17 protein-coding genes and 1 pseudogene are annotated in these 18,192 nt (G+C 56.7%); 11 read left to right on the top strand and 7 right to left on the bottom strand.

Going from position 1 to position 18,192, the window contains the following annotated elements:
- Window positions 1–7 precede the first annotated feature (7 nt).
- From ABQ278_RS07980 to ABQ278_RS07960, 5 genes are all read right to left on the bottom strand, one after another.
- Window positions 8–193: a twin-arginine translocase TatA/TatE family subunit gene (locus tag ABQ278_RS07980; RefSeq protein WP_349322010.1), complete on the bottom strand. Its 186-nt coding sequence runs from the start codon at window positions 191–193 to the stop codon at window positions 8–10.
- A 141-nt stretch (window positions 194–334) separates the two neighbouring features.
- On the bottom strand, window positions 335–976 hold the full coding sequence (gene scpB, locus ABQ278_RS07975) for an SMC-Scp complex subunit ScpB (RefSeq protein ID WP_349322009.1): 642 nt from the start codon (window positions 974–976) through the stop codon (window positions 335–337).
- Window positions 973–1,833: a ScpA family protein gene (locus tag ABQ278_RS07970; RefSeq protein WP_349322008.1), complete on the bottom strand. Its 861-nt coding sequence runs from the start codon at window positions 1,831–1,833 to the stop codon at window positions 973–975. Before ABQ278_RS07970 ends, scpB begins: the two co-directional genes overlap by 4 nt.
- Window positions 1,830–2,888, bottom strand: coding sequence for a beta-N-acetylhexosaminidase (gene nagZ, locus ABQ278_RS07965; RefSeq protein ID WP_349322007.1), 1,059 nt, complete (start codon window positions 2,886–2,888; stop codon window positions 1,830–1,832). Before nagZ ends, ABQ278_RS07970 begins: the two co-directional genes overlap by 4 nt.
- 11 nt (window positions 2,889–2,899) lie before the next feature.
- Window positions 2,900–3,679: an SPOR domain-containing protein gene (locus ABQ278_RS07960; protein WP_349322006.1), complete on the bottom strand. Its 780-nt coding sequence runs from the start codon at window positions 3,677–3,679 to the stop codon at window positions 2,900–2,902.
- Between the two features lie 228 nt (window positions 3,680–3,907).
- On the opposite strand from ABQ278_RS07960, the gene ABQ278_RS07955 reads away from it, so the two are divergent.
- The gene (locus ABQ278_RS07955; RefSeq protein WP_349322005.1) at window positions 3,908–4,168 is read left to right on the top strand and encodes a GNAT family N-acetyltransferase; all 261 of its coding nucleotides are present in this window, start codon (window positions 3,908–3,910) and stop codon (window positions 4,166–4,168) included.
- Window positions 4,169–4,346: 178 nt separating this feature from the next.
- A complete protein-coding gene (locus ABQ278_RS07950; protein ID WP_349322004.1) occupies window positions 4,347–6,269 on the top strand; it encodes a methyl-accepting chemotaxis protein in 1,923 nt (640 codons plus the stop codon).
- A 340-nt stretch (window positions 6,270–6,609) separates the two neighbouring features.
- Here ABQ278_RS07950 and ABQ278_RS07945 read toward each other — a convergent pair whose 3' ends face one another.
- Window positions 6,610–7,047: a hypothetical protein gene (locus ABQ278_RS07945; RefSeq protein WP_349322003.1), complete on the bottom strand. Its 438-nt coding sequence runs from the start codon at window positions 7,045–7,047 to the stop codon at window positions 6,610–6,612.
- On the opposite strand from ABQ278_RS07945, the gene ABQ278_RS07940 reads away from it, so the two are divergent.
- The 8 genes and pseudogenes from ABQ278_RS07940 to ABQ278_RS07905 all read left to right on the top strand — a co-directional run bounded on the left by ABQ278_RS07940 (window position 7,037) and on the right by ABQ278_RS07905 (window position 15,846).
- The gene (locus tag ABQ278_RS07940; protein WP_349322002.1) at window positions 7,037–7,336 is read left to right on the top strand and encodes a hypothetical protein; all 300 of its coding nucleotides are present in this window, start codon (window positions 7,037–7,039) and stop codon (window positions 7,334–7,336) included. The two genes, ABQ278_RS07945 and ABQ278_RS07940, sit on opposite strands and share 11 nt — an antisense overlap.
- A gap of 16 nt (window positions 7,337–7,352) precedes the next feature.
- Window positions 7,353–7,706, top strand: a complete 354-nt coding sequence (locus tag ABQ278_RS07935) for a HipA domain-containing protein (RefSeq protein WP_349322123.1) — start codon at window positions 7,353–7,355, stop codon at window positions 7,704–7,706.
- A 361-nt stretch (window positions 7,707–8,067) separates the two neighbouring features.
- The gene (locus tag ABQ278_RS07930) at window positions 8,068–9,636 is read left to right on the top strand and encodes an alpha-L-arabinofuranosidase C-terminal domain-containing protein (RefSeq protein WP_349322001.1); all 1,569 of its coding nucleotides are present in this window, start codon (window positions 8,068–8,070) and stop codon (window positions 9,634–9,636) included.
- Window positions 9,637–10,137: 501 nt separating this feature from the next.
- The gene (locus ABQ278_RS07925; protein ID WP_349322000.1) at window positions 10,138–11,175 is read left to right on the top strand and encodes a bifunctional nicotinamide-nucleotide adenylyltransferase/Nudix hydroxylase; all 1,038 of its coding nucleotides are present in this window, start codon (window positions 10,138–10,140) and stop codon (window positions 11,173–11,175) included.
- Between the two features lie 65 nt (window positions 11,176–11,240).
- Window positions 11,241–12,638, top strand: coding sequence for a nicotinate phosphoribosyltransferase (locus ABQ278_RS07920; RefSeq protein ID WP_349321999.1), 1,398 nt, complete (start codon window positions 11,241–11,243; stop codon window positions 12,636–12,638).
- A gap of 10 nt (window positions 12,639–12,648) precedes the next feature.
- A complete protein-coding gene (locus ABQ278_RS07915) occupies window positions 12,649–13,611 on the top strand; it encodes a radical SAM protein (protein ID WP_349321998.1) in 963 nt (320 codons plus the stop codon).
- Window positions 13,612–13,751: 140 nt separating this feature from the next.
- A complete protein-coding gene (locus ABQ278_RS07910; protein WP_349321997.1) occupies window positions 13,752–14,627 on the top strand; it encodes a tyrosine-type recombinase/integrase in 876 nt (291 codons plus the stop codon).
- A 12-nt stretch (window positions 14,628–14,639) separates the two neighbouring features.
- A pseudogene (locus tag ABQ278_RS07905) lies at window positions 14,640–15,846 on the top strand (IS91 family transposase).
- Window positions 15,847–16,534: 688 nt separating this feature from the next.
- Here ABQ278_RS07905 and ABQ278_RS07900 read toward each other — a convergent pair.
- A complete protein-coding gene (locus ABQ278_RS07900) occupies window positions 16,535–17,011 on the bottom strand; it encodes a transposase (RefSeq protein WP_349321996.1) in 477 nt (158 codons plus the stop codon).
- A 248-nt stretch (window positions 17,012–17,259) separates the two neighbouring features.
- Here ABQ278_RS07900 and ABQ278_RS07895 point away from each other — a divergent pair, with 248 nt between their 5' ends.
- On the top strand, window positions 17,260–18,180 hold the full coding sequence (locus tag ABQ278_RS07895) for a M14 family metallocarboxypeptidase (protein ID WP_349321995.1): 921 nt from the start codon (window positions 17,260–17,262) through the stop codon (window positions 18,178–18,180).
- The last annotated feature ends 12 nt before the right edge of the window (window positions 18,181–18,192 follow it).

Genomic DNA, 18,192 nt, shown 5'->3' with positions numbered 1-18,192 from the left:
GATGCGACTAAGCCTTAGGCTCTTCGTCAGCCTTCTTGACCTTCACATCGTCTTCGTCGTCCTTCAGGCCGTTCTTAAACGCCTTGATGCCCTTTGCGGCATCGCCCATGAGGCCGGACAGCTTGCCGCCGCCGAAGAGGACCAGAACCACCACACCGACCAGCAACCAGTGCCAGATGCTTAAACTACCCATGTCATTTCTCCTTAAACCCGCAGCCTACACTCATACATGGTGGCGCGGCTTTTATATGTCAGTCCCTACGGACAGATTTACGTCCTTATAGGCGCAAGTTTATGCATGTTGGAAGTGAAAACTCAGTCTTTTTCAAAGAAGTCAGTCCTTCTCGAAAAAGTCTTGGGCAAATTCGGTCTCTTCCATTTCTTCAAGCAGAAGCGGATCTTCGGTGGTCTGCCCACTGGAAGGATCGGGCACCATGAAATCGGCCGGCACGTTGATATCGAGCAGCCCCGCAGCCCGCATTTCGGCGGCGCCCGGCAGATCGGCAAGCGAGGGCAGCGAGAACTGCTCCAGGAAGGCATCGGTCGTGCCGTAGGTGACCGGACGGCCGGGGCTACGTCTGCGACCGCGCAGCTTGATCAGGTTCATTTCGTGCAGCACGTCGAGCGTGCCGCGTGAGAGACCAACCCCGCGCACGGCCTCGATCTCGGCGCGCGTCACCGGCTGGTGGTAGGCTATGATGGCCAGGGTTTCCAGCGCGGCCTTAGAAAGCCTTCGCGGTTCCTCGCGCTCCTCGACCATCAGGTAACCCAGATCGGCGGCGGTGCGGAACTGCCAGCGGTCGTTGATGATTTCCAGCGCCACGCCACGGCCGGCATAGCGCGCCCGCAAGGCCGCCAGCGCCTTCCCAACCTCAGCGCCTTCCGGCAGGCGATAGGCGATTTCCGACGCCGACAGCGGTCCATCGGCCGCGAACAAAAGCGCCTCGATGGCGCGTTCCACGGTTTCCGGCGTCATGTCCTGTCTCCCGTGATAGGTTGCCTTTTGCGCATATAGAGCGTCTCGAAAGTCGCCAGTTGCTGAAGCTGCAAATGGCCTTCCTTGGCCAGTTCGAGCGAGGCACTCAAGGTGGAGGCGACATAGGAGACGCGGCGTGGACCGCCCGCGCCATAGGGCTGCGGCGCCACGTCTTCGAGCGCCGTCCAGTTGTTCAGCTTTGGCAATTGCGCCCGCAGATTATCGCGCGCGTCTTCCAGCGAATAGGCCTCGATGCGGCGCGTGGGGTCGTAATGGCGCTCAATTTCGCGCCGGCGCTGCGTCACATAGGCGCTCATCAGGTCGAACACATTAGCCTCGATGCGCGATGACGGAATGATGAGCCGCGCCTCCGGATCGCCCCGCGCAAACACATCACGCTTGAGCTGGGGCCGCGAGGTCAGGGCCTCGACCGACTTGCGCATGGCTTCCAGTTTTTTCAGGCGGAAAGCCAGCGCCGCTGCCAGTTCTTCGGGCTGAGGCTCGTTGGTTTGCTTGCGCTCGGCCTGCGGCAGCAGCAGGCGTGATTTCAGATAGGCCAGCCAAGACGCCATGACGAGGTAATCGGCCGCCAGAGAAAAGCGTAAGCGACGCGCTTCCTGGATGAAGGAGAGATATTGCTCGGCCAGACGGGTAATCGATATCTTGAGCAGATCGACCTTTTGCTGACGGGCCAGCGCCAGCAGGACGTGCAGCGGCCCTTCATAGCCATCGAGATCGAGCACGAGGGTATCGTCAGGCGCGATTTCCTCAGCGACCTCCGGTCCCGGCCCGTCGAAATCGAGTTGCCTTTGCAGGACGTCGTTTTCAAAGCCTCTGGGGCTGGTATCGCGGTTCACGACGCCTGACTTTCAGTAGGATCAACCTTGGTCACGGCTTCCTGACCGCGCGCCAGCACCACATCAAAACGGGCGCGGGCATCAATAATATCGAGCGGTTCGTGGACGCGCAGGATGCGCTTGATAGCTGCACGGGCGCGGCGCAGTGATTCGCCTTTCAACTTCGGCGTTTCATGCACGACCTGCTTCATCTCGGCCATCTGACCGCTGCAATGCAGGACCACGTCAACACCGGCACGCACAGCGGCTTTCGCACGCTTGCCAAGCGTGCCCGACAAGGCATTCATCGAGAGGTCGTCGGTAACCAGAAGGCCGTCAAAACCGATGACATCGCGGACGATCTTGAGACATTTCTTCGAGGTGGTGGCCGGATTGCGCTTGTCGATGGCGCGATAAAGCACATGCGCCGTCATAGCGATCGGCATGTCAGCATTGACCTGAAACGGATAAAAATCACCGCGCATCAGGTCATCGAGCTTGGCATCGACGCAGGGCAGGTCCATGTGCGAATCGGCGCCGGCGCGGCCATGACCGGGTATGTGCTTGATGACCGGCAATACACCGCCCGCCAGGAAGCCTTCGCAGGCGGCCCGGCCCATGATGGCGACATCTTGTGGCGTGTGACCATAGGCCCGGTCGCCGACAATCTCGTGAGCATCCGGCTGCTGCACATCGAGCACCGGGGCGCAATCGACATTGATGCCCAGATCGGCCAGATCATGCGCCATCAGGCGCGCGCCTAGCCGCACCAGTTCGCGCTCCTCGTTGGGATCGTTGGTGACCTCGGCATAGCGGCCGGCCGCTGGATATTCCGGCCAGTGTGGCGGACGCAGGCGGCGCACCCTGCCCCCTTCCTGATCGATTAGGATAAGGGCTTCATGATCCACCAAGGCTTTCAGGGAAGCCACCAGCGCCTTGACCTGTTCCGGCGTCTCGATATTGCGCCGGAACAGAATAAAGCCCAGCGGCTGGATGTCGCTGAAAAACTTGCGCTCCTCAGGCGTCAGTTCGACGCCTTCAAGCCCCAGGATACATGCCGCGATCGCCTTGGCCACAGAAGAATGCCTTATTTTACGATACAGTCATGCCCGGCAGATTTGAGCGCGGCGCAGAACGACTTGGCCTTTTCCGCGCTCAGGCCGGTAAAGGCCGTGCGATAGAAGGTGCCGTTTGGCGTGGTGACCTTCTCGACGCGCTTGCCGGCGCCACCCACAAAGAGACCGTAGGACGACGCCACCTTGGCGTATTCACTGTTGGCGATCTCGGTCGAGGTGAAGGCGCCGATCTGTACCGCCGACGAACCGGAAGCAGCGACCGGCGGCGTGGTGGCGGGCTTGGGCGGTGCCACCACCGGTTTGGCAGGTGTCACAGCCGGCGCAGCGGCGGACGAAGCCACAGCGCTGGAGGTTGTAGCCGCGCTTGTGCCCGCTTGCGACGGCAGCGGGCCGGTGATCGGCGCGGCCGGCAACGGTGCGACATCAACGACGCCCGCGCTGGCGGCGGGACGCGCGCCCGGCACTTCCGAACCTGGCGCGAAGGCTACGCCGCCTTCTACGCTCATATCCTGATCGCTAAGCGGCTTGGCTTCCTGAACCTGGCCTTCCTTGACATCGCCGAGGGGATCGCCAACCTCAGGCGCGATATTGCCTTGCTTGTTGAGAGCGAAATTGTACAGGATCACCACCGCCAAAAGAAGAACCACCAGGCAGATGCCGCTGACGATCAGGGTCACCGGCGCCTGATCGCGCGATGTGGGGACACGACGTTCATAGCTCAAGTGATCTTCGGTCGGCGGCGAATAGGTGCCGCGATCCCTGTCGCCTGATCCGTGATCGTTGTCTGTCATGGTGAAATCCCCAAACGCCCGGCGCGTCCGCCGGAAACAAAGTTAAGTGTCGTTTCCCCACTATGGGCGGGGAATTGGCGATGAAGATAGAGGGTAGCGCACGATTTGGACACCCCTGTGTCCAAAAATGTCCACAGCCACCTGTTTTGCATGGCTCACCGCTATGTGAAGCGCGCTGAATTGAACTCCGGCCCCTTAGCACTTACCTTTACCACAAAGGAGCCCCTCATGAACGCACAGGTCATCGACAATACCGAAGCAAGCCGGTTCGAACTGGATATCGACGGTGAGATCGCCCACGCCGATTACCGCTTATCGGGCGACCAGCTCTATATCGACTATGTCGAGGCCCCACCTGCCCTGCGTGGCACCGGTGCGGCGGGCCGCCTGATGGAGGGCATTATGACCTCCGCCGCCGAAAAGGGCTATTCGGTTGTGCCCATCTGCGGTTATGCGGCTGCCTGGATGCGCCGACACCGCAAGCTTTAGGCCAGCCAGACTTCCATTCGTCGGGAATTGACGCGGCGCTTATCTTTACCCACCCCCATACCTAGAATTTCTGAGAAAACTCCCGAAATGGTGGTTTACTTATGGCTTTATTAACCCGACTCGCAAAACACTGTTATTCAACTTTTGAGTGATGCGTAAAAGATGGGAGGGGCGGTTTATGCACCTGAGTAATGTGCCATTGGCCGGCAAATTTTCAATTATCGTTGCGGCAATGGCTGTACCGCTCGCTTTCATGACCGGGCTGTTCATTATGAGTGAGCGGTCAATGATAACCTTCAGTCAGTCAGAACGTGAAGGGCTAGCCTACATCCGCCCGCTCTGGAAATCTCTGGCCGATGGCACGTCGCCAGACCTGAGCAAAGACGTGCACTTCACGGTTACACCTGAGTTTTCTAAAACTCTGGCAGCCTCCCGAAGTTCAAGTCAACTTGTCCCGGGTACTTTAGCTAAGCTCATTACGCGCGCCGCCGATGCCAGCAATCTCACCCTGGATCCGGATGTAGACAGCTACTATTTGCAGTCCGGTGTGACGGTATCACTTCCTGAAATAGTTAATTTAAACGATAACTTAGCTCATTCACTGACGGAAATTTCTGACCGTATCCCCACACAGCTCGACATGATTGACTTCGAGATTTCAGGCGCCAAGCTCGATACGGCTTATGAGCAGTTATCCTTTGGCCTTGCGTCTGCGGTGAGCGGAACAAAAAACAGCTTGCTGAGCCAAAAGCTTCGCACGCCAACACAAAGGTTTGAAGCTGCGTTTCAAACCCTGTCAGAGGAACGTCATGCCATTTCCCTGACGCTGAGGGCGGGTCTAACGCCCAGCATGGCGGAAAGAACAAGGTTTGACTCTGCCCACCAAAACCTTGACGCTGCTACAAACGCTCTATGGCAAACGACGACGGATGAACTTGATGCACTGCTTGCCACTCGCATCAATGCCGTGTCCGGAAAGCTCACGGCGATATTAAGCGTAGCCGCTTTAATTGCCCTTCTTTCGATTGGGTTAGCTATCCTTATCTCACGAAGCATGTCATCGCGCCTGGTAGCTATGTCCAGTGTTATGGCACGATTGGCGCAGGAAGACTTAACGCCTGCAGTCCCTTGGGCGGCTCAGAAAGATGAAATCGGTGTCATGGCGCGGGCGATCCTCTCGTTCAAAGACATGTGTGAGGAGCGTATTCACTTAAGAACCGAACAGGAAGCCGCAAGGGCGGCGCGTCTGGAAAGGATTGACCATGAGCGAAATCTCATCGACCGGTTCCGACACAGGATGGCGGCTATGGCCAGTGAAATGGTCCGTTCCTCAGAGGATCTGTCAACAGCGGCTCAGACGCTTTCGGCATCTGCGGGAGAGACGGCGCGACAAGCCTCTGCGGTAAATGAGGCCGCTAGTCACGCTGCGCACAATGTCCAAACCGTCGCGGCTGCAACGGAAGAAATGAGCGCTTCCGTTCAGGAGATTTCGAACCAGGTGAAGGATACGACCCTGGCCTCTACGCGCGCCGCAGAGGTGGCATCGCGCAGTCAGGAAGATATCCGCACCTTAGCTGCTTCGGCCGCCACTATTGGCGAGGTCGTGAGCCTCATTAGTGATATTGCCAGCCAAACCAATCTTTTAGCTCTAAACGCCACGATCGAGTCCGCGCGCGCGGGCGAGGCCGGAAAGGGCTTTGCCGTCGTGGCAGCGGAAGTTAAGGCATTAGCCCAGCAAACCGCCAGTGCCACGAGTGATATTTCAAAACGCATAGAAGAGATTCAGGGCGCGACGTCTGCAAGCCTTGCGGCCATTAATGAGATATCTTCGCGGATTGAAGACGTTGCCGAGCGTACCGACGCCGTCGCGGCCGCCGTAGAGCAACAGGGCATGGCGACAAAAGAAATTGCTTCGAACACAAACGAGGCCGTGTTGCGAACTCTGGCGGTTACTGAAAACATCAATGGTGTTGAACATTCCGCCGAGTTGACCGGTGCGGCCTCTGTCCAATTGCTTGGGCTTGCGCGCAGCCTGACAGAACAGGCGGAAGTCCTTGACGCGGAGTTCCAGTCGTTCGCCACCGCGCTCACGGCCGCTTGACACCAAGCTTCACCTGACAATCTCCATCAAAATCTGTGCAACAATGAGACGCTGAGCCACAGAATAATATTGATGAAAAAAGGGATTTCAGGCCTATATGAGGCTTATTGCGAAAAAGGTGTTGGTAGGCGAGGAGGCTACAACATCCCTTATATTTTATAGGTTCTAGCGCTAAGATACCAACAAAAATACCCACATTTTATTCTAAAATTCGCACACTTATTCCCTACGGGTATGTTAGCGACTCTTGCCCATTTTGCCTAAGAACACATCGAAAGGCTGGCGATGAGGACGATATCTCTTTTTTTACATACTGAACGGTCATATCCACATATCGCAATTAAAGTGTGATTCCCGGCTGTGCCAGGCCGCGAATAAAGGACTGGAAATAATAGTATTCATACCTACTGTACTCATCATATTCGAGACATACGGTAGCGACTCCATACAAAAAATGTCCAGCTTCGGGCACTCTGTAAACGGAAGAGATTTCGCCATAACTGCCCTTCAGATCTATTTTTGATTCAAATGCTCTAATCAAAGAATTTTTAATTTCGGGAAAAGCGGAGCATCCTTTTCGATCATACAGATAATAAGCATAGGCATAGGCTGCTACAGGATCTATATTTTGAACCTTTGCCAAGGTGTCAGGGCTATAACTATTGAGAATACAAAGGGGGTTAAGGCCGGGGTCAACAGATATGCTACCGCCTCCACGTTGAATGAAGCCTTCTACTTCTGCCTCTTGCGGCGCGAGCAACGGGTTTATGCTGCTCACGCATTCTTGGTCTAAAAAAGCCTTTACTCTTATTGTTAACGCATTACGTTTTATTGTTAACGCATTACTTTCCGCGCTAATGCTGCTCTCTGTAGCTCGGCCAGCGCATGACGTCGTCAAGAAACTTACCGCCAAGACAGCGATGGACGCCCAATTCAAAACTCCTCCCGACGCTCTTATCATTTTGCAGAATCCCAAAGCTGAATCAATTTTTGAAACAATTTTGCGCATGGAAGACCAAGCCGCGCTTCTCATCAACAACGGCATCGGGTATCGTGACACGCGATGAGCGTCATGTGAAGCAAATGTTCCGCCGCATGGTCTTCAACGTTTTGGCCCGGAACAGGGACGATCATGCCAAGAACCATGCGTTTGCGATAGATGCTGATGGCATATGGAGCGCCACGCCTGCCTACGACATCACCTTTTCGTCGGGCCCCGGGGGCGAACATAACCTGACCATTGCGGGCGAAGGACGAAACCCCAACAACGCACACATTATGGCTGAGGCGAAGGCTTCTGGTGTTAGGGTGGCTGATGCCGAAGAAGCCTATGATTGTGTGAAAACCGCCCTCGACCGCTGGCCAGAGTTTGCCGAGGCTGCAGGGCTTTCGGGGCGCCGTACCAGGCAACTGGATGTTATTCTCAACAGCCGCTAGAATTACCAGCAGAGAGACTGCCCGGACCTACGAGATGACCGGCATTGCGAGGCCACTATTTAAGGACTGGGGGCTTTGCCGTGCACCCTGAACTTTGGGGATTAGCTCTGACCAATCCGGGCCATTCTGTCAGTCTCTCTAAAAATGTAGCGGTATGTCAAGAAGAGGCACAACCCCGCCAAAAAATACAACACCGTAAACAGACAACCTTCGTAAAAGTTGATTTTTGAGATTTTGTAATCTCTACGGTTCGCCTGTTGTATGTCAGATTGGATTGACTGATCGCTTTGCTATGCCTTACAAGTTCACCAAATTGGTCAGCCAATTTTCTGGCGACCGTCGGATTGAGGGGTTTGAGACGATGAGACACCATGTGAGCCTAAACTTTAAGCTCTGGTCCCGTCTGGCGGGTGTTGTCCTCAGCGGCTGCCTCCTGGCGGGCGCGGCATTTGCCGAGCCGTTGCGCGCCTCCGGCGTGATCATGCCTGAACGACCGGGCCCGGTCATCAGCCGCTACGTCTTCGGCCAGTTTTCCGAGCATCTAGGCCGCGGCATCTATGACGGTATCTGGGTCGGTCCCAACAGCCGCATCCCCAATGTGCGCGGCATCCGCAGCGACGTCGTCGGTGCGTTGAAGGCGATCCGCGTTCCGGTCGTGCGCTGGCCCGGCGGATGCTTTGCCGATGAATATGCCTGGCGCGACGGTATCGGTCCGCGCGCCAAACGGCCTGCGCGCAAAAATAACTGGTGGGCCGGTTCGCCCGAAACAAATGCCTTTGGCACGCATGAATATTTCGACTTTGTGGAGCAGATCGGTGCCGACGCGTATGTCTCGATGAATGTCGGAGCCTCAACCCCGACCGAGATGCGGCAATGGGTCGAATATATGACCTCTGACGGCGATGACACTTTGGCGCAAGAGCGACGTCGCAATGGCCGTGACAAGCCGTGGCCGTTGAAATTTGTCGGTATTGGCAACGAATACTGGGGTTGCGGCGGCAAGATGACGCCTCAGCAATACGGGCGCGAATTTATGCGCTTTACTGCCTTTTACCATTCGCAGACCATGCGAGTTGCGGTAGGGGCCAAGAATGGCCTTACCGAATGGACGGACGCCGTGATGGGCGAGGCGCTTGAGAAGATGGATGCGATTTCGGTCCACTATTACACTTCACCGACTGGTAATGTTGATGTGACCAAACCCGCCACGGGCTTTGACACACAGGACTGGGCCGACACCTTCGTTCAGACCATGAAGATGGATGACTATATCACGGCCCATTCCCGCGTAATGGACGCCCACGATCCACAAAAACGGGTGGCCTTGTTTATCGACGAATGGGGCACCTGGTACACGGTCGAAACGGGGACGGAACCGGGCCATCTCTATCAGCAAAACAGCCTGCGTGATGGTCTGGTCGCGGCGGTGAATTTCGACATCTTCATCCGCCACTCTGACCGTGTGCGCATGGCCAATATCGCCCAGACGGTCAATGTGCTGCAATCACTCATCCTTACGCGCGGTTCAGAAATGGTGCTGACGCCCACCTATTATGCTTATCAGATGTATGTACCGTTTCAGGAGGCGACGGCCCTGCCGCTGCGTCTGGCGGCACCGGATATCAAGGTAGGCAGTAGATGGATGCCCTCGCTCAGCGGTGCGGCGGCGCGCGGCGCGAAGGGAGAATACCTCCTGGCCCTGACTAATTTGTCGCCGCAGGAGGCCGTTGAGACACGTCTCGATCTGGGTGGGCTGAAGGCACAGACGCTCAGCGCCCAGATATTGACGGCATCTGAAATGGACGCGCACAATGACTTCGGGCGGCCGGCGTCTGTTACGCCGCAACCCTTTGACGGGGCCCGTCTTGAGAATGGCTATGTCGTTCTGACACAGCCGGCCAAGTCGCTGATCGTGCTAACTCTGAAATAGGGACCGCCACCCGACTCAGGGCTTCACCTTCACCGTCCGACTGGTGCCATAGCGATTGCGGCGCAGCAGTTCGATGGCGATGGAATGCCTGTGATCGCCGCCACAACGGCAAGTAGCTGTCCACGATCAGAAGATATTCCATCCATGCTTGCGCTCCCCGGTGACGTTTAAAATGTGGCGCTCCGGCCGATAAATTGAGTTTCAGGCCACGGTCAATGGCATGCTGCACCATGTGCGCCATGACCGCGCGGTAGAGACCATCGGTCTGCGGTCGATCACGATCATACCCCACCAGAGGCAGGGTCAGAGATGACCGCGGACAGAAGCGCGAAGCCGGCGATCGGAAATGGCTCAAAAGGGATTGACTTTAAGTGGCCCGTTACAGAAGCGGACGTCGGTGCTATCGCATGTTGAGCATCCGTGCATTGACAACTTCTGAATTTAGTGAAATTGTTGCATTGCCTGGGCGGACCAGGTGCTACATCGCAATGAGGGAGCCTCATGCACTACGATTTCATCGCCTTTATCGGGCGTTTCGAACCTTTCCATAACGGTCACCTATCTGTCGTTCGGCGTGCGCTGCAAAACTGTGACCGGCTCATCGTGCTGATTGGCTCTGCGCAATCTGCACGCTCGACCCGCAATCCTTTTTCTTCAGCCGAACGGGAGGTCATGCTGCGCGCGGCATTGGGCAACGATGCTGATCGCGTCGTTACCCGCCACATCCCCGACCATTTGTATAATGAAGGCGCCTGGCAGTCAGACGTTCAGCGTAACGTTTCCGAAGTTGTTATCGCCGCCGGCAAGACACTGTCCGACTCGAGCATCGGACTGATCGGGCATGAGAAGGACGACAGCTCCTGGTATCTGCACGCCTTCCCACAATGGAACCTGATCGATGTTCCCTTTGCTTCCGGCCTGTCAGCGACGGAACTGCGTGAACATCTGTTTTCAGAAGACAACGGCGCCCTGCGCCTTGTCGAAGCCAACGTACCAAAGCCTGTCTTCGAGACACTACTGGCATTCCGTAAGACAAAGACTTTTGCCCAACTGGCTGAAGAATACAGACATATCAGCGCCTATAAAACAGCATGGGCCGCTGCCCCCTACCCGCCGACCTTCACCACGGTCGATGCAGTTATCGTCCATTCCGGCCATGTTTTACTCGTCAAGCGCGGGGCTCAGCCCGGCAAGGGTTTGTGGGCGCTTCCGGGTGGTTTCGTCAACCAGCAAGAGACGCTTCTGACCGCCGCGCTTCGCGAGCTCAAGGAAGAAACGCGGATTAAGCTGCCTCTGCCCGTGTTACGCGGCAGCCTGAAAGGCCAGCGCGTGTTCGACGAACCGGACCGCTCACAACGTGGCCGAACGATCACCCATGCCTTCTACTTCGAGTTCCCAAGCGGTGACCTGCCCCAGGTGCGCGGAGCAGATGACGCAGCCCGCGCCCGCTGGGTTTCGTTGTCCGAAGCGCGGCAGATGCGCGAACTGCTGTTTGAAGATCATTACTTCATCTTGGAACACTTCATCGGCGCCAGCTGAACTCGCCCAATTCAATCCATGGGGAAAGACCCCAAACGGACAACTAACCTGAAGGAGCTTCAGTCATGACTACCAACCCGATCCTCAATACCGACAGTTACAAAATCAGCCACTTCCGCCAATATCCGCCCGCGACCGAACAGGTGTTTTCGTATGTCGAAGCGCGCGGCGGCGCCTATAAAAAGGCTCTATTCTTCGGACTCCAGGCCATCTTGAAAGCTGAGTTCTCCAAGCCCGTCACCCGGGCCGATATCGACGAGGCTGAAGCGATTCTGGTACCACACGGTCTGCCGTTTCACCGTGCAGGCTGGGAGCTTTTGGTCAATCGCCACGGCGGCCATCTGCCGCTGGAGATCCGCGCGCAGCCAGAAGGCACGATTGCGTCGGTGCGCCTGCCTATGATGACCGTGGTCAATACCGATCCGGACTTCTTCTGGCTCACGAGTTATGTCGAAACGGCCTTGCTGCGCGTGTGGTACCCAATCACGGTCGCTACTATCAGTAACGGTGTCCGTCAGCTTATCCGCAAGCACCTGATCACCACCTCAGATACGCCCGATGCTGAACTTCCCTTTAAACTTCACGACTTCGGCGCCCGCGGTGTCTCCTCGAACCAGTCTGCCGCTCTCGGCGGCATGGCGCACCTAACCAACTTCCAGGGGACGGATACACTGGCCGCCCTTGTTGCCGCCCGCCGTTTCTACAACGAACCCCTAGCCGGTTTCTCGATCCCTGCGGCCGAACACTCAACCATCACCAGTTGGGAACGTCCCAACGAAGAAGCCGCCTACGCCAATATGATCCGCCATTTCGGCAAGCCGGGCGCCTTGTTCGCGGTGGTGTCGGATTCCTACGATCTGTTTCACGCCGTCGAGCACATGTGGGGCGAAAATCTGCGCCAGCAGGTGATAGATAGCGGCGCCACGTTGGTGGTTCGTCCAGACAGCGGCGATCCCGTCGAGGTGGTGGCGAAGACGGTAAGTCTGCTGGCCGAAAAATTCGGCACCGATACCAATACAAAGGGCTATCGCGTGCTGAAAAACGTCCGCGTTATTCAGGGCGACGGCGTCAATCCAGTCAGCATAGAGGCGATCCTCAACCGGCTGACGGCTGAAGGCTTCAGCGCCTCGAATATCGCGTTCGGCATGGGCGGCGCCTTGCTACAAAAGTGCGACCGTGACACCATGCAGTTTGCCTACAAAGCTTCGGCTGCCAAGGTTGGGGGCACTTGGCGCGACGTTTACAAGGATCCGGTTACGGATACCGGCAAACGTTCCAAGCGCGGCCTGCTCGGACTGGCTGCCGACAATGGACAGTTCCGAACCGTAGCCGTGAGAGACGGCGACTTCCAGCAAGTCGACGGCAGTGCCAATGAACTTAAGACTGTATGGCGCAATGGTGAACTGCTGCAGGATGATACTTTAAGCGCTATTCGCGCGCGCGTTACTTCGTTCGACAACTGAGGATCGCATCATGATTATCGTTTGGAGGGTGCTGAACCGTTGTAATCTGTCGTGCCCGTTTTGCGCCTATGATAAGCGGTTGGATATTGATAGGTCCGAGGCGCAACCGGAAAAAGTATTGGCATTCATCAATGTCCTGCGTCAGTGGCAAGTGCGACACAAGCGGCAGGTCCTGTTGAGCTGGCTGGGCGGCGAACCCTTTCTCTGGTCCGAGCTAGAGGCACTGACGCACGCCGCCCACGGTGCCGGAGTACGAGTTAGCACGACGACGAATGGCACGGCGCTGAATAGCCAGCGCGTGCGCGAGCACGTACTGGAAACGTACTCGGAACTGACCGTTTCTATCGACGGCTTTGCGAACTTTCACGACAACATGCGTGGCTGGAGAGGCGCGTTCGGCAAACTAAAAACTGGCGTATGCGACCTGATTGCCGAGCGCCGGGCCTGCGCCTCAACCCTGACGCTGCGCGCCAATGTCGTGCTGATGGCGGACAACGTTCGCACCTTCGGTGAACTTTGCCAGGAACTGGCGACTTGGGGCATCGATGAGATCTGCTTCAATCAACTTGGCGGTCGCGATCGGCCTGAATTCTATCCAGCCCACCAACTGAACCTGGACGACATCACCTGGCTCGAAGCCGAACTGCCGGCCTTGCGCGCCGCGCTTGAACTGCAAGGCACGCGATTAATCGGCGGACCGGACTATCTGCGCCGTATCCGAGGAGCCTCGCAAGGGGAAGTGTTTCCTGTCCCGGAATGCCGGATAGCGGAGTCGTTTCTGTTTATCGATGAGCGCGGCCACATCGCCCCGTGCAGCTTCACACCCGACCACTTCGCGCGTAATATCAGCGAGATCGAAACTGCGGACGACCTCGATGCCTTGATCACTGACCTGCTAACTACTCAGAAACGCCGCCCTGCCGTCGATTGTGCCAACTGCCCCAGCACACAGCAGTTTGCTAAATGGAATTGACTCTACTGCTTGGCGCCCAAGGACTAAACCGCTGGCGCGGTAGTTTTGCACGTCAATAGTAGAGAACAGTAGCGCGATGGGCATGTCCTGTCTTGAGATAGAGGGCTTCGAACCACCTCACTCAAGACAGGAGCTCCCCCATGAGCGACGAGACAGTTAGTCCGCTACGCCGGCGCATGATTGAAGAGATGACGATCCGTCAGTTTTCTCCAAAGGTCCAGAAAGATTATTTGCGGCATGTGAAGAACTTTGCCGTTTTTTTGGGTCGTTCCCCGGACAAGGCGGATTTTGAGGATATCCACCGATACCAACTTCACCTGTCCACCTCTGGTCTTGGCGTTCCGAGCCGTAATATTGCCATGACCGCCCTACGTTTCTTCTTCCGGGCGACGCTGAACCGGCCTGAGGTCACGGATCGGGTTGTCTTCGCCCGGGAAGCACGGCGTTTGCCGGTCGTTCTTAGCCAGGAGGAGGTCGCCAGGTTTCTGGCTGCCGCGCCCAACCTGAAGGCCAGGACGATGTTGACCACGGCCTATGCGACCGGGCTGCGGGTCCATGAGGTGTCCGTTCTAAAAGTCGGCGACATTGATAGTGAACGGATGGCCGTTCGAGTTGAACAGGGCAAGGGTCGTAAAGACCGTTATGTCATGTTGTCGCCGCAACTCCTTGAGTTGCTGCGTACATATTGGTCTCAGTATCGCCCGCGCTATTGGCTGTTCCCAAGCCCCTGGAATGAAGGCATGGCGCCATTGACGCCCCGCCAGATCAATCGCCTCTGCCACGTAGCCGCGGAACAGGCCGGGATAGTTAAGCGTGTGTCCCCACATACCTTACGTCACAGTTTCGCCACCCACCTTCTCGAGAACAAGACCGACATTCGCGTCATCCAGGTTCTGCTCGGCCATAAGAAGCTCGACACCACAGCGCTTTATACCCGAGTTGCCCTCAAAGCGATTGGCGAGATCACCAGCCCCCTTGATTTTCTGCCCGTTGCGGAAGTAAGGCCGCCAGCCTGACCGGTGGGTTCCGTGTCACGCCCAACACTGGAGGTCGCGGATATCTTCCGCCGCTTTGGCTCGGCTTGGCGATCCGCCAACGCCGGACGGATCAGTCTTGGACAATTGAAGGTCATGTCCGCCATCGAGTTCTTGCCGAACGGCAGCCCTTGGGGGCCATGTCGAGGCGTGTATGGATTGCGCGCACCTGCTTATTTCCTACAACTCCTGCCGCAACCGGCACTGCCCAAAGTGTCAGGCAATGGCCGCCAAGCAATGGTTGGCAGATCGTGAAGCCGAACTTTTGCCGGTTCCCTATTATCACGTCGTCTTCACCCTCCCGGCAGCTATCGCCGACATCGCCTATCAGAACAAAGCCGTCGTTTACGACATCCTGTTCAAGGCCGCATCGGAAACGCTCATCACCATCGCTGGAGATCCCAAGCATCTGGGCGCAAAGATCGGTGTGACAGGCGTGCTTCACACCTGGGGATCGGCCTTGACCCACCATCCCCATGTCCACATCATCGTGCCTGGAGGGGGCATATCACGCGATGGCCTGAGCTGGATTGCCTGCCGCCCCGGCTTCTTCCTGCCTGTCAGGGTTCTATCACGCCTGTTTCGCCGATTGTTTTTGGAAAAGCTCAAGGCCGCACACAACGAAGGGCGACTTCAGGTCTTCAATGAACTCGCCAGATTGGCAGATCCAGACACCTTCAATGACTATCTCGCACCACTTCGAAGAACCGAGTGGGTCGTCTATTCGAAGAGACCCTTTGGCGGACCAGAAGCTGTCTTGGCTTACTTGTCGCGGTATACCCACCGCGTTGCCATCGGCAACTCACGACTGATCGCCATCAACGATGCCGGGATAACCTTTAAATGGAAAGACTACCGGGCCAGCGGCAAAGACCAGGCCAAGGTCATGACGCTATCCCCTAACGAATTTATCCGTCGCTTCCTTATCCATGTGCTTCCCAGTGGATTCCATCGCATCCGCCATTACGGCTTGTTCGCCAATGGTGGCCGGACTGAGAATATCGCGCGGGCGCGCAAATTGCTCAATGTGCCGGAACCACAATGTCCAACTGAACCAGAGCCCGCGAATGATAACGAGCTCCCATCACGCCCCAATCCTTGCCGCTGTTGCGGGGGGCGTATGGTCATGATCGAAACCTTCGCGCGCGGGTGTTTGCCCCGGCATCAGCCCGTACCTAAAATCCGGATCGACACATCATGACTGACGCTATCGCGCAACAGAACAACGCGTGTTGGGCAATGTGCCGCTGTCTTAAAAGACAGCGATCGGCACCGTCGTTGCCAAATTGGCGTCCCGGTCAATGCCTGGGCCAGTCAGCCGATAGCAGTTGGCAGAAAACCTATCAAAAGCCACACTCTGTGATCGTCTTCGCAACGAACGGGATGCATAATTGGCCTCAAATGGGCACCACCCCAAGTGCCAAACTTACCAAATCCCCATAGGCTGGCATAATCAAAGCTCGACATTCCCGCGGCTTCCTCCCTGGAGGCTTATCCGACGCCTGCCTTCAGGATTGGATCAACGTCGGCGCTCGGCAGGCATCCGATAACCCTATACCGATGTGGACGTATGATCTAAATTTCCACCAAAGCCCGAAAGCGGCCCCCCTCGTAATCGCCAGTGAACTAAGCGCTTCGATTTAGCGGTGATTGTTGCTGAGCATACAGAAAGGTTCTACTAGCAGTGTGCTGAAAAAGGCTTTGCCTTTGAACTAAGCGCTTCGATTTAGCGGTGATTGTTGCTGAGCATACAGAAAGGTTCTACTAGCAGTGTGCTGAAAAAGGCTTTGCCTTTGGCCTTTCCGCATTTTTTCGTAAGTCTCTTGGTCTTTTATGTGTCTTCATTCGTTGTTGTTTTTGTTGCTTTCCTAAATTTAGACGGACCTCTCCTATGCGGTTAGCAACTTGGGTATCCGGATGAGGTTGTAGGCTATGAGATTGAGCAGAAAATCTCCAGCTACAGCTTCAAGGCCGCGATGCTTTGTCTTACGCATCGTGCCGTGCTGCTTGCCCCAACCGAAGATGCACTCGATCATCTTTCGCCGGGTCTGTGACATTGCGTAGCCATCGCTGGCGGCCGTTTCATCGTCGATGATGGTCGTTCTGGTCTTGCCGGTTTTAGTCGTGGCGTTATTACGGGCGACATGCGGCTCCACGCCAAGATTGCGTAAGGCTTCGCCATGTGCGGCGACATCATAAGCCTTGTCTTCGCCTACGGTCGCCGGCTTGCCGGTGTGCTTGACCCTAACCGCCAGCATGGCTTCGGATGCCTCGCGCTCGGCCGTGCCGGTGGCTTGGGCAACGACTTTCGCGACTCTTATTGATAGATAGGCGGTGGTTAGCCTAACAGCTAAAGATATGTCCACTCTGTGGCCCGTCGCTCAACTCTTAGTGTACACAAAGCGCCAAAACGGGTCTTCCGATCGGAAGTCGCGCCGGTAAAATGAGCTTAGCAATGTCTATTCCGGTCGCCGAAGGTGTTCAGTTCGAGTCGGCAGGACTGCCCATTGGGTACGCCAGCGCTAAGCGCGTCGGGACCCCAAATCAAGACAGGTTTGACACACAAGCCAATGCGTCCTTAATCTGAAGCACGTCTTCTCTGACCGCGAGCCCCATGATGACAGCAGCCACCTACCCTATCGGAATACATGGAACGCCCTGGGGCGAAGCTGAGCTCGACACCTGGCGCGAACGTCGCATGCCTTTGCGGAGTTATGCCAAGGAGGTCCTCCCCCGCATAGACTTTTTGTCGGATCAGTTCGACATCGAAACCTATGGTGAACTCAACTACGCTGACGACAGGTACAGGCTCTACGCATTGCGTTCGCGCGACTGGAACCCCGCCTTGCCGGTGGCGTTGGTGACTGGCGGCGTCCACGGCTATGAGACCAGCGGCGTGACGGGTGCCCTGGCCTTTCTGGAAGCCCAGGCGGCCAGGTATGCCGGCAGGGTCAATCTTATCGTGGTGCCCTGCGTCAGCCCGTGGGGCTACGAACGTATAAACCGCTGGAACTATGACGCTCTTGACCCTAACCGCAACTTCCGCCCCAACGGGCCGGCACAGGAATCGTCCGCCCTCGTCAAGCTACTGACGCCGTTACACGGACAGGTTCTCATGCACATCGACCTGCATGAGACGACCGATAGCGATGAAAGCGAATTCCGACCGGCGCTCGCCGCACGCGACGGCAAGGATTACGAGCCGGACGAAATCCCCGACGGCTTCTATCTTGTGGACGACAGTGACAACCCGCAACCGGCATTTCAACAGGCGATTATCACCGCCGTGGAAGCTGTCACGCACATCGCGCCCCCAGATGCGCATGGCAACATCATCGGCTCCCCCTTGGTTGCGCATGGCGTCATTGAGTATCCGGTGGCCAAATACGCCATGTGTACCGGCATAACCGGCGCGCCTTACACGACCACGACCGAGGTTTATCCTGATAGTCCCCGCGCCTCCCCTCAGGAATGCAGCGACGCCCAGGTGGCCGCAGTTTGTGCGGCAATTGATTATGTCCTGACCCAGGTTTGACCGGTTGCTTAG

Source organism: Asticcacaulis sp. MM231, from assembly GCF_964186625.1.
In the GTDB taxonomy this organism is placed as follows: domain Bacteria; phylum Pseudomonadota; class Alphaproteobacteria; order Caulobacterales; family Caulobacteraceae; genus Asticcacaulis.
The sequence above is the reverse complement of the archived record's forward strand: the minus strand, read 5'-3'. Positions and strand labels throughout refer to the sequence as shown.